This window comes from Anabaena azotica FACHB-119, from assembly GCF_014697625.1.
Classification (GTDB): domain Bacteria; phylum Cyanobacteriota; class Cyanobacteriia; order Cyanobacteriales; family Nostocaceae; genus Trichormus; species Trichormus azoticus_A.
In genome coordinates, this window is sequence record NZ_JACJSG010000001.1 from 244,214 (window position 1) to 257,236 (window position 13,023).

General features: G+C 40.9%; 9 protein-coding genes. 5 read left to right on the forward strand and 4 right to left on the reverse strand.

Annotated features, from left to right (window positions below; translation table 11 throughout):
- The first annotated feature begins 528 nt into the window (after positions 1 to 528).
- The 4 genes from H6G83_RS01085 (at position 529) to H6G83_RS01100 (ending at position 6,884) form a co-directional block, all read left to right on the forward strand.
- On the forward strand, positions 529 to 4,860 hold the full coding sequence (locus tag H6G83_RS01085; RefSeq protein WP_190465749.1) for a pentapeptide repeat-containing protein: 4,332 nt from the start codon (positions 529 to 531) through the stop codon (positions 4,858 to 4,860).
- A gap of 253 nt (positions 4,861 to 5,113) precedes the next feature.
- Positions 5,114 to 5,533, forward strand: a complete 420-nt coding sequence (locus H6G83_RS01090) for a XisH family protein (protein WP_190465751.1) — start codon at positions 5,114 to 5,116, stop codon at positions 5,531 to 5,533.
- Entirely contained in the window at positions 5,521 to 5,856 is a 336-nt protein-coding gene (locus H6G83_RS01095) for a XisI protein (RefSeq protein WP_190465752.1), read from the forward strand. The genes H6G83_RS01090 and H6G83_RS01095 overlap by 13 nt, the downstream gene beginning before the upstream one ends.
- A 116-nt stretch (positions 5,857 to 5,972) precedes the next feature.
- Entirely contained in the window at positions 5,973 to 6,884 is a 912-nt protein-coding gene (locus H6G83_RS01100) for a cation diffusion facilitator family transporter (RefSeq protein WP_190465754.1), read from the forward strand.
- Between the two features lie 45 nt (positions 6,885 to 6,929).
- Here the strand turns inward: H6G83_RS01100 and H6G83_RS01105 are convergent, their stop codons facing one another.
- Positions 6,930 to 8,546: a flavin monoamine oxidase family protein gene (locus H6G83_RS01105; RefSeq protein WP_190465757.1), complete on the reverse strand. Its 1,617-nt coding sequence runs from the start codon at positions 8,544 to 8,546 to the stop codon at positions 6,930 to 6,932.
- Positions 8,547 to 8,871: 325 nt separating this feature from the next.
- Here H6G83_RS01105 and H6G83_RS01110 point away from each other — a divergent pair, with 325 nt between their 5' ends.
- Positions 8,872 to 9,042 (forward strand): hypothetical protein, encoded by a 171-nt coding sequence (locus H6G83_RS01110; RefSeq protein WP_190465759.1) that lies wholly within the window; start codon positions 8,872 to 8,874, stop codon positions 9,040 to 9,042.
- 53 nt (positions 9,043 to 9,095) lie between these two features.
- Here H6G83_RS01110 and H6G83_RS01115 read toward each other — a convergent pair whose 3' ends face one another.
- The 3 genes from H6G83_RS01115 to era form a co-directional block, all read right to left on the reverse strand.
- Positions 9,096 to 10,469: a DUF2252 domain-containing protein gene (locus H6G83_RS01115; RefSeq protein WP_190465761.1), complete on the reverse strand. Its 1,374-nt coding sequence runs from the start codon at positions 10,467 to 10,469 to the stop codon at positions 9,096 to 9,098.
- A 688-nt stretch (positions 10,470 to 11,157) separates the two neighbouring features.
- A complete protein-coding gene (locus tag H6G83_RS01120; protein ID WP_190465763.1) occupies positions 11,158 to 11,835 on the reverse strand; it encodes a response regulator in 678 nt (225 codons plus the stop codon).
- A 133-nt stretch (positions 11,836 to 11,968) separates the two neighbouring features.
- A complete protein-coding gene (era, locus tag H6G83_RS01125) occupies positions 11,969 to 12,943 on the reverse strand; it encodes a GTPase Era (protein ID WP_190465882.1) in 975 nt (324 codons plus the stop codon).
- Positions 12,944 to 13,023 lie beyond the last annotated feature (80 nt).

The following is a 13,023-nucleotide window of genomic DNA, read 5'->3' on the forward strand; positions in this document are numbered from 1 at the left end:
TATCGCACTTTGTTCTTATTGGCAAGGTGCGTTTACTTTTTTTAATCATCAAGAATGACCAGTAAACATTTATTTACATGACTAAATAAAAATTAAATATAAAAAATCCTTGCAGTGTTTGTTATTGAATGTTTTAAAATATTTGATGATGTATCAAATATTTTAAATACCCTTAAACCCTCCTTAAAAAGCAGTAGGGTTGTTTCGTCCAAAGAAAGAAAAATATAAGTTCTGATTTATCGTTTTGCGGCAGAGATTTTGACCCCTCTCCAAACCTCTCCCCCACGGGGGGAGAGGCTTTGAATTTGTATAAATTATTAGTTATTATGTATTTTCTAAGTAATACTAGGTTATGTAGGAATCCTATTTGAATTTTGAGAAAATCTCAGTACATGTAGGGTGGGCATTGCCCACCTTATCATGGTTTTGGCGCTGCACTGCCCACCCTAAGTATGTTTCAAAAATCAAGTATGAATCCTATAACGAATTTTATGGTCGGGGTTGTATTAATAAATATTGATAAGATGTATGTTTATCATTGATGACATTATTAGTGCGTTAGTGGGTCAGGGTGTTGAGAATGTGCAAGATAAGCTTTGGCACAGCGAAAAAGTGTTACAGCTTTTGCCGAGATTTGGACTTAAGCCTGATGCACCACCAAATGATTTTGAGGGTGTTTATGTTTATACTTTAATTGAATATGGCTTGGGAAAACCCAAGGTTATTTTAGAGTTATTTAGACAAAATGAGATTCAGACTGAGTTTGAAAAAGCATTTAGTGGAAATAAAAATTTTGATTTTCAGAAATTAGATAATTATATTGACAGTTTTGCTATTGGTGATGAAATTAAACGACAAAATATTGATTATAATCAAGAATTGGCTGAATTTATTCGTTTATTTATTGAAGTTGCTCAACGAGCTAGAACACCTACAGAAATTCTACAAGACCATAAAATTGATAATTTACAAGGTACGTTAAATCAAATTCGCAAACAGTTTAATAATCTTAATTTAGTAGCACTTCAAGAGCAAATTAATAAATTAGCCCAAAGTTATCAGCAATTATTACCAACGTCACCAGCAGCGAGGGAGACGGAATTGGCTCGAAGTTTGCGGGATTGGTTTAATGCACTTGGTTATAAATTTGAACAGCCTGAAGTTTTAGAAGCTGAATATTTTCAATGGATTATTAATATCCCTAAACGCCGTGGTTATGACCGGATTTTGATTCGGGGGGTTGAGGGAGAAGCAAATATTAATGATGTGAATGCTGTTAAGCAAGGGGTAGAAAAACATAACACTGATGAAGGGTGGGTGGTTGCACCTCGGAGAGTCAGTAAGTTGGCTAGACAGGAATGTGAAAAATTTCAGGACTCAGGTGTTTATTGTTATACTTTGGATGAATTAATAGAGGCTGATGCTGATTTTACTGGTTATTTTGAATGGTTGGAACAACAGGTAATAGAAAAGGGCATTGATAAATATTATGTGCCGTTGGCTTGTGTTAAGGAAGAGGTTGATTTAGCCACGAAGCGGCGCATTGGTATTAGTCACTATGGCAGAGAAGATGGTTGGATTGACCGCTATGTTAATATCTGGTTGGCTGATCCAGTGAAGGAACATTTATCAATTTTAGGAGAATTTGGTACTGGTAAAACTTGGTTTGCTTTTCATTACGCCTGGGAGGCTTTGAAAAAATATCGTCAGGCTAAACAAGAGGGTTCGCCTTTACCGCGTATTCCTGTGGTCGTTCCTTTGCGGGATTATGCAAAAGCGGTGACTATTCAATCTCTATTTTCTGAGTTCTTTTTCCGCAAACATCAAGTTCGTCTAGCAAACTATTCTGTTTTTGAACAGCTAAACCGCATGGGTAAATTATTATTAATTTTTGATGGCTTTGACGAAATGGCTGCAAGGGTAGATCGTCAAGCTATGATTAATAATTTTTGGGAACTAGCTAAGGTGGTTGTTCCTGGCGCAAAGGCGATTTTAACTTGTCGCACAGAACATTTTCCTGAAGCTTTGGAGGGACGTAGGTTATTAAATGCTGAGTTAAAGGCTTCGACTGCAAATTTAACGGGAGAACCACCGCAGTTTGAGGTTTTGGAATTAGAAAAATTGGACGATGAACAAATTAGGCAAGTTATCAGCTTTAAAACTAAACCGGAAACTGTCGAATATATTACGCACAATCAACAATTATTAGATTTGGCGCGTCGTCCGGTGATGATTGATTTAATTATTGAGGCTTTACCGGAGATTGAAGCGGGAAAACCTGTAGATATTTCCCGTGTTTATCTTTATGCTGTGCGTCACAAGATGGAACGGGATATTAAATCTGTACGCACTTTTACTTCAATGGCACAGAAGTTATATTTTCTGTGTGAGTTATCTTGGGAAATGCTGTCTACTGAGACGATGACTCTCAATTATAAGGAGTTTCCTGACCGCATTCGGCGTTGTTTCGGTCAGGAAGTGCAGGAACAAAAAGATTTAGACCATTGGCATTATGACATGATGGGGCAAACCATGTTAATTCGTAATGCGGATGGTGATTATTATCCGGCTCATCGGTCTTTGTTAGAGTTTTTTGTTGCTTATAAATTTGCTAGGGAATTGGGGATTTTAGCTGATGATTTTCGGGAAATTGTTGATGTTATGCCCTATGACCAGGGGATTAGTGATGTTGATTTAACTCAGACTTTTGGTAAAACTCTGTTAGCAAAAGCTGTGTTGGATTTGATGTGTCCGATGTTGTCAAAGTCAGCTAATGAACGTTTGTTGGAGGTAGTTAAAGGAACGAAAGGTAAGACTGAGGTAGAGGCTGGTTACTGTGGTAGTAATGCGGTGCAGTTACTAATTAAAGGTAATCGTTTTGCATTAGAAAGACAGGATTTGAGTCAGACTGTGCTTCCAGGTGTAGATTTTAGCAGAGCGAGTCTGCATAGTGTTGATTTGACTGGGGCAGATTTACAGGAGTCTGTCTTTGCTAAGGTGTTGAGCAGTCTTTATACAGTTGCTTTTAGTCCTGATGGGAAACTGTTGGCAACAGGAGAGGAAAATGGCAGGGTGATGCTGTGGAATGTTAATAGTGGTAAGGAGTTGCTAACCTTAATAGGTCATAAAAGTTCGGTTAACTCAGTAGCCTGGAGTAGAGATGGTCTGACTTTGGCTAGTGGTAGTCGTGATAATACAGTGAAACTGTGGGATGTGCAGACTGGAGATTGTCGCCTGACTCTAGCTGGTCATAACGGTTCAGTTAACTCAGTAGCCTGGAGTGGGGATGGTTTGACTATTGCTACTGGGAGTCGTGATGGGATAGTGAAACTGTGGGATGTGCAGACAGGGTATTGTCGTCTGACTCTGGCTGGTCATAATGGTTCAGTTAACTCAGTAGCTTGGAGTGGGGATGGTCTGACTATTGCTACTGGAAGTCGTGATGGGATAGTGAAACTGTGGGATGTGCAGACCAGGTATTGTCGCCTGACTCTGGCTGGTCATAATGATTGGGTTCACTCAGTAGCCTGGAGTGGGGATGGTCTGACTATTGCTAGTGGTAGTGGTGATAAAACAGTAAAACTGTGGGATGTGCAGACAGGGGATTGTCTCCTGACTCTGGCTGGTCATAATGATTGGGTTAGGTCACTAGCCTGGAGTAGGGATGGTCTGACTTTGGCTAGTGGTAGTTATGATCAGACAGTGAAACTGTGGGATGTGCAGACAGGGTATTGTCGCCTGACTCTGGCTGATCATAACGGTTCAGTTAACTCAGTAGCCTGGAGTGGAGATGGTCTGACTGTGGCTAGTGGGAGTCGTGATGGGATAGTGAAACTGTGGGATGTGCAGACAGGGGATTGCCGCCTGACTCTGGCTGGTCATAACGGTTCGGTTAACTCAGTAGCCTGGAGTGAGGATGGTCTGACTATTGCTAGTGGTAGTGCTGATAATATAGTGAAACTGTGGGATGTACAGACAGGGTATTGTCGCCTGACTCTAGCTGGTCATAATGATTGGGTTCATTCAGTAGCTTGGAGTGGGGATGGTCTGACTTTGGTTAGTGGTAGTTATGATCAGACAGTAAAACTGTGGGATGTGCAGACAGGGTATTATCGTCTGACTTTGGCTGGTCATAATGATTGGGTTCAATCAGTAGCTTGGAGTGGAGATGGTCTGACTATTGCTACTGGGAGTCGTGATGGAACAGTGAAACTGTGGGATGTGCAGACAGGGTATTGTCGCCTGACTCTGGCTGGTCATAACAATTCGGTTTGGTCAGTAGCCTGGAGTGGGGATGGTCTGACTCTAGCTAGTGGTAGTAGTGATGGAACAGTGAAACTGTGGGATGTGCAGACAGGGTATTGTCGCCTGACTCTGGCTGGTCATAACAATTCGGTTTGGTCAGTAGCTTGGAGTGGGGATGGTCTGACTCTGGCTAGTGGGAGTCTTGATAATACAGTGAAACTGTGGGATGTGCTGACAGGGTATTGTTGCCTGACTCTGACTGGTCATAACGATTGGGTTAGGTCAGTAGCCTGGACTGGAGATGGTCTGACTCTGGCTAGTGGGAGTCTTGATAATACAGTGAAACTGTGGGATGTGCTGACTGGGGATTGTCGCCTGACTTTGACTGGTCATAAGGGTTCGGTTTGGTCAGTAGTCTGGAGTGGGGATGGTCTGACTTTGGCTAGTGGCAGTAGTGATAGTACAGTTAAGCTGTGGGATGTGCTGACTGGTGAATGTATTGCTACTTTCAGCCATCAGTTATATGCGGGGTTGAAGATTAAGGGGGTGAAGGGGTTAACCCAGGCGGAGATATTAAGTTTGAAGGCGTTGGGGGCTGTGGAACTAGGGGAGTAGTGGTCAAGTTTGTGATTTGGTTTTGTGAGGTGATGGGGGTTTTTGAGGTTGTGGGGAATTTTGCACTTTTGTGATAAGCGGGTGGTGGTGGGCAATGCCCACCCTACTATGTGTCACGCAAAGGCGCAGAGGCGCAAAGTTATTAAGAAAAAGTGGGTGATTTTGGCGTTTTATATTTGGATTTAGTCAGGCGGTTGTGGGGGCGATCGCACCTGCTAAATTAAAGCTGTGTTATTCTATATCTCTTTGACTCATGCCTGCCAAGGATATCTATCATGCTACAGTCATCCAAGCACTAATAGCAGATGGTTGGACAATTACAGATGACCCTTTTTATATCGCCTATGGTGGTAGAGAACTTTACATTGATATTGGGGCTGAGAAAGTTACTATTGCTGCTGAAAGAGGTCATGAAAAAATAGCTGTGGAAATCAAAAGTTTTTTGAAACCTTCTCCCGTAAGTGACCTGCAAGAAGCTGTGGGACAGTATGAAATTTACCGGACTGTGCTGAAAGAATTAGAACCACAACGGCAAATTTATTTAGCAGTTCCCAAGCGTGTTTACGAAGGAATATTTTCTGAACGCTTTGGTCAGTTAATTATCAGTAGCATAGGAATAAATATAATTGTCTTTGACGAACAACTTCAGAGGATTATCAGATGGATAAATTAACTCGCTATCGGGAAATTATTCGTCAGTTGATATTTACATACGCTACTCATAAACCTGCTAACGGGCAAATCGAAACAGAAGCGGTGATTGACTCAGAACGCGACCATTACGAGGTTGTACACGTCGGTTGGGATGGGGTGCGTCGGGTACATGGTTCGGTGGTGCATATAGATATTATTAATAATAAGGTCTGGATTCAATATGATGGTACTTCTGAGCCTGTAGCGGAGGCGTTGCTGGAAGCTGGTGTTCCACATGAAGATATAGTATTAGGTTTCCATCCTATAGAACTGCGTCAATATACGGATTTTGCTGTATCTTAAAGTCTAGAAATTGAACTCACTTTATATTGTTTAAAAAAAACTAAAAATCTCAGGGTAGATTAAGAAACAAGATAGATTGGATACGGTTATTGATAAATCACATTTGAGTAGTTTTGATGAGTAGTGCAAAAGCACGTTCCTATGCTTATCTGTCCATCGCCGCAGCAGTTGTAACTATTGGTTTAAAGCTGGGGGCTTACCTACTCACGGGGTCGGTAGGGTTGCTGTCTGATGCTATTGAATCATTTGTCAATCTTGTGGCGGCGCTTGTGGCGCTGTGGGCGTTAACTTATGCTGCTAAACCAGCCGATGCAGAACATACTTTCGGCCATACTAAAGCAGAGTATTTTTCTAGCGGGGCGGAAGGGGCTTTAATTGTGGTGGCGGCTGTGAGTATTGCAATGGAAGCTTGGGAACGGTTGCAGCATCCAGAACCACTCACTCAACTGGGTTTAGGTCTGATGTTGTCATTATTGGCGACAGCAGTTAATGGGGGGGTGGCTTTTGTGCTACTCAAAGCGGGAAGACGCTTACGTTCTATTACTTTACGGGCAGATGCTCACCATCTATTAACTGATGTCTGGACTTCTGGTGGTGTGATAGTGGGGATTTTTTTGGTGAAAGTAACGGGTTGGTTGGTGCTTGACCCTGTTATTGCTTTTTTGGTGGCGGTGAATATTGTTTGGACGGGGTTTAAGTTATTGAAGGAAACTTTTTTTGGTTTACTTGATACTACTTTACCACATGAAGAAATGGAGTTAATCAGGCGGATACTGGATGATTACGCTGACCAAGGGATTCAGTTTCATGCTATGCGGACTCGGATGGCGGGAACAAGACGTTTTATTTCGTTTCATGTTCTAGTCCCAGGTGCTTGGACGGTGCGACAAGGGCATGATTTATGTGAAACTATTGAGTTGAGAATCATTGAAGCCTTGCCTGGGAGCAATGTTATTACTCATCTTGAACCTTTAGAAGACCCAGCATCTTGGGATGATTTGGAACTAGAGCGTAGTCATAATCGGTAGGATGGAGGACTGGGAAGGAAAGATTTTTGGTTGGATACTGTGGTTTTATTTGTGAAAGAGTTTGAGAATTTGCTTTGCCGCATTCACCCCTGAGAGTGCAGCACCTTCCATAAAGCCTTGCCATTCATAAAATGAATTAGTATGTTCTCCTGCAAAGTAAATATTATCTATAGATTTGCCTTCATTCCCAGCTATTGTTGTAAAGTACCCTGGTTGGTTGCAGGTATAGCTGCCTTTTGTTAGTCCATTTAATGACCAGTTCTCTAAATAAGCTAAATATTCGCTATTTTTGACTTTTGTCGCCGCGATGTCTGCACCAGGAAAGATAAATTTCAGATCATTAATAAACTTAGCTGTTTCCCTTTGAAGATTTTTTGGGTCAAGTCCTGCACCCAAATTTCCACCTGTGTAATTTGTCAATACTGCTCGGTTATATGTGGCTTTGCTGGGGTTAGTTTCCCAAGTACCTTGAATATTGGAGAGTTTAGCATAAGCAGTACCCTTACTATTCAGGGTAGTCCAAGGACGACCATTAAAACCTACCATCAGTTTGGAGTTAGTTCCATAAACTAAATTATTGATAGCATCTAGTTTCCATTGTGGTAGTTGCAGCCCTTTTACATCGACTTCTCGCAGAGTTGAGAAAGGCAGGCAAAATACAACAGCATCAAACTTAGCAATCAAACCATTGTTAAATATTAATTCAATTCGGCCTGCACTATCTTTTCTAGCAGCAATGAGCTTTCTTCCATACTGAATCTGCCCTGTTAAACGATTTTTCAGCCCTTCGACAATCTGTTGATTTCCACCAATTACATGATATCGTTCATCACTGAATACACCAAAAGGGCGAAAATTTGAACGTCTATCTGCATGAGCAAATAGCAGAAAACTCAAACAACTTTGTTGGTCAATTTCTCGACCATACTCACTAATATATGCAGCTTTGATGATATTTTTCAGCAATGTCCCAGCCCCACGACTATCAAGATATTCTTGGAGGTTAATCCAGTCTAATTGCTGCTCTGTTACAGTGAAGTTATCGGCAGTAGGTTGTTTAATGGTACGTAAATCAGCCTGTATGGCGCTGACAAAATCTCGATATTCCTCTACCACTGCTGATTCAGGATAACGTTGACCATTGAAGTAATAAGATACTTCTCCAGGTTCTTTGGATAGGTCTTCTAACTCTAAGTTAAATTCCTTTGCATATCCCAGCATCGTTTTATGGAGACTGTCTATAAATTCTCCGCCTCTTTCGGCTACTTGTCCAGGGAAGATATGACTAAGTGAGTAGCAGCGTCCTCCTGCGCGATCGCTAGCTTCATATATAGTAGCTCTAATTCCTCGACGTTGGAGTTCGTAACCACAAGCGAGTCCTGCTAAACCAGCCCCGACAATAGCTATCTTTGCATCTATCAAAGAAGGTGCTGCAAAGGTGCGATGCAAGTAACCAGACCCTACACCAATTGTTCCACCCGCTATTGTTAATTTACCTAAATCAGTCAGAAATTTTCGACGCTTAGTCTTACGCAATGATATCGATTCTTCCAGTTGATGAATAAGTTCAAATCCTTCGCTCGTAGAAACATGATGTTTTTGGCAATAGCGAACAATTCCCACTGTGCGGACTAATCTTTGAAATATAGGTGAATGACTCATTATCTATTAAATCTTTATACTGCGCGTTTACATGGATTTACTTATTTATCATTTATGATTAGATATTTTCCTCGAATTTTCTTTAAAGAAATAGTTTTTATTAGATAAACTTTTGATGTGTTTTTTGAAGATTTAATGAGGTTTAATTCTTTAATTAATTTATGTACTTAAATTTTGTTTTTAGAAATAAAATGTGGTTAAATATAATATTTTTCCTAAAGAGAAGCGTCAGTGATAGCAGGAGAAAGGCAAGGAAAGCTGCTTCCTATAAGGATTTTCTAATTCATCAATGTTTTAATACCAATCCCAACAAGATTGGCAACACATGGATGATCTACAGGGACGCAAAGATGTGCGCCCCTGTAGGCGATCGCCTAATTTTTCACCTTTACAAAGAAACTGTAAAGATGCACTTTATTCTTCATTGAATAGAGAAATTAATATACTGATTTCTACATCATTTATTTGCCGAAACTTTATCGAAAATTTGTATTAGGCAACTTTTATGAAAATATTTGCAGTTTGTCACCCTCACCTATTACCTATTCCCTAATATAGTGGCACACCTTGTTTATACGCATTGACAAAACTGCCATAGTCATGCTCAACTTGAGTGGCATAATCTAAGGCGAAGTTGACTATCTCATTTTTAAATGCAGATTTGTTACCGCTTGTAATATCGGTTACTTCTTTATCTACACTAGAAGGAACGATCGCCTCATTGTAATCTTTGTCTGAGATAGCATGGTTTTTAGCTACGACTTTACCTGCATATCCCATTGCATCCAGGAATTTTGTTTTGCTTGTGAGCTTTGGATAATCAAAGTCTACTTGGTAAGGTGATTTTTCATGAAGCAAGAAGAAAAGATTGTTGATTTTGGTGTAGCCTACTAAAGGGTCAGTATTGGATAGCATCGCCTTTGTGGCTATTGTCACTCTTGCACCTTGATTGTTATCGTAGAAAGAACTGGGTAACAAACCGGGAGATGCGATCGCCACAGCACTGTCTATTTCTTGCTTCATTTCTAAAATGCGATCGTCATCGTTTGCAGAAGTAGGGCCTTCAATTAGGAGATAATAGCGATACTTGCCGAGATTACCAGTCCCTGAACCTAGTTTTTGATGAATATCTTTGAGATTGTAGTAACTATTGCTGTAGCGCTTACTGCTGGGAATTGAAGCTATATAATCATTCATAGCAGCAGTAATATTGGAATAGTCACTGCTAGATATGGCTTTAAGTTCAGAGGTTGTTTGGAAGGTGCGATTGCCACTGTTACCAACAGAAGTATACTGATTTAATAAACTGGAACGAGTTTTACTAGCAGCTTTTTGAATTAAATCATTAACGATACCGTTTGTATTACCAGATTCTAAACGATAAGATAATTCATCATTAGTTCCCTTGAAATCGCTCATTTTGTTGAGGTAAGTATCGAGAAAATTCCGCACAACATCTTGAGCATCATTTGCGCTAATACCATTTTCTTTAGCTGCTAAAAGAATTGAAACTGCCATTCGGCGCAAGTCCCAAATGTAGGGGCCGAGATAGCCTTCATCAAAGTCGGTGGTATCAAATACATTGTTACCCTGACTATCTCTCATTCCCCCAAGATTCTGTATGTGCATATCACCTTCTAACCAAATAGCTGAGGTTGCAGAATTGACAAATGCTGAAGTTGGTAAGGTTTGCATATCATCGTAAAAGATATGTGCAGTCCCCCGATAAAAAGCAAAAGGGTTAGCTGTCATCTTTTGCATTTTTGTGGCGAGTTCTTGAGGTAATTGAGCAGCAAATTGATGATTATATTGATAGATTTGATTTTCTACCCAACTTGGACGAGGTGTCGCCGCTTGAGCGGGAGATACGAAACCTAGAATTACAATTGCTAAGGTAATGATTACAGGTATTAGTTGGAGCATAAAGAGTTATTAGTGAACAATTAAGGGTATATAAGATTCATACTTGATTTTTAAAGAATACGTATATACGTAGATTGTTTCAGAAATCAAATAGTATCCTTATAATTACCAAAATATATGTATTTTTCTTAGGGAATCAATTTATTTTTGTAAAATTTTTCAGGGTTAATTATACCCATTCAAAAAATATTTGCAACAAATCGATTATCTGTAGGGGCGCACAGCTGTGCATAGGTGTCAACTTAAGCCCAGGCGAATGTAATTCGCGGCTATACAAGCAAAGTCCGCCTGCGCGGACTTAACGAGAAATTAGGGTTTTTCAACCTGCGTAGGCAGGTTTTGTTTGTGTAGATGCGGTTTCTAACCGCCCATTTCACGTTAAGTTGACACTAATGACATCTGTGCGCCCCTACCTATTTCTACCTATATATCTGTCGCTTTATTACTTACGTATGAAAACCAGGACTTACGCAACTGGCAAATGGGGTAGGGTGCGTCACTTGTGGAAAATACTTAAATGTGTACGAAATTATGGGGGCTGACGCACCCTACAGTTAGTTTGATGATGACACTTGCGTAAGTCCTAAAAACGAAAAATCAAGGGTTTGCACAAAGGTATAGAAATGTAACGATTCAAAACTTTTACAATTCTACACAAATAACTATGGATTAATAAGCAATGACAAATTCAAACTAAACCGGAACGTAAGGCGACAACGGCGGCTTGTACGCGATCGTCAACTGCTAATTTATTCATAATCCCCCGGACGTGGGTTTTAACTGTATTGGGACTGAGATATAATTTCTCGGCTATTTCTGGGTTACTCAATCCTTCTACCATGAGTTTTAATACTTCTAACTCGCGTGCGGATAAATTCGCGCTGTTTCCCTTGGGTGAGGGGGGTTTGAGATTTTCAATCACTTGACGCGCAATTTGCGGATCGAGGTAAGTTGCACCATCAACGGCGGAGGCGATCGCATTTAACAATCGCTCTACACTTGCACCTTTGATACAATAGGCATCAGCACCACTAGAAAGTGCCGCAATGATTTCTGTCTCTGTTTTGTGTGATGTCAACATCACCACATGAGTTTCTGGTAATGCAGCTTTGATTTGCTGTGTCGCTGCAATACCATCAAGTCTTGGTAAGCCAATATCCATCACCACCAAATCTGGTTTAAGTTTCAGTGCTGCTTGCACACCCAAGTAGCCGTCTTCTGCTTGTCCGACAATTTCTATTTGCGGATGCGCCATCAACGACTGTTCTAACCCCAGTTGCATCATTGGATCATCTTCTACAATCAACACTCGCAACTGGGAAGCATTATTAGGTAAATTTAAACGATAGCCAGTATTTAGTGACATTTATTTAGTCAAGAGTCAATAGTCAATAGTCCATAGTCCATAGTCATTAGTCAACAGTCCATAGTCCATAGTCCATAGTCCATAGTCAACAGTTCTCCCTCATCTCCCCAGTCCCCAGTCCCCAGTCCCTTTTTTACTCTTCCACGCGATAGCCTAACTCGGCTAATCTGATGCGGGAGTGTCGCCATTTTGGTTGGACTTTGACGAATAGTTCTAAATAGACTTTACCAGCAATTAGCTTTTGAATTTGTTCGCGGGCGGCGCTACCAATTGATTTGAGCATTGAGCCGCCTTTACCAATAAGGATACCTTTTTGGGAATCACGCTCGACGTGAATTGTCGCCAAGACGCGGGTGATAGTTGGTGTTTCTTCTACTAAGTCGATAGCGATCGCTACTGAATGAGGTACTTCTTCACGGGTCAATAGCAAAATCTGCTCACGAATCAATTCTCCCATAATAAACCGTTCTGGCTGGTCTGTTACCAAGTCTGGGGGATAGTAGAACGGCCCATGATCTAAATGTTCTATCAATAATTTTTGTAACTGGGGTAAATCTGCACCAGTCTTAGCGGAAAATTTGACAATCGGCCATTGATATGCACCTGCTAAGAGTTGGTAGCTATCATCTATATATTGGAAATCTGCGGGTTGTTGGTCTACTTTGTTGATACCTAATACGACTGGGGTTTGGCTGCGGGTGAGTAAATCAGCGATGAAGCGATCGCCTGCTCCACAAGCTACGCTACCATCAACTACAAACAACACTACATCTACAGATTCGATGGCGATTTTGGCATTTTGCACCAGCACTTCACCTAATTGATGATGGGGTTTGTGAATTCCTGGTGTATCCACGAAAATTAACTGCGCCTCTGGTGTAGTGACAATTCCCCTTAAACGATTGCGTGTTGTTTGGGCTACTGGCGAGGTAATGGCAATTTTTTGTCCAACTAATTGATTCATCAAAGTAGATTTACCGACATTAGGACGACCGATAATGCCGATAAAACCCGATTTAAATTCAGGTGGAGCTTGGGGGATTGATACTTCGCCTGAGAAGGGAGAAATGTAATTATCAATACTAGCCACTGTTAGTTCCGCCGTCATATTTTCTAGCTGGGATAAGTTAGTTTTTTCTTCAGACACATAACCCGCACAAATTCACCCTGGGATTTTCGGGGGAACTG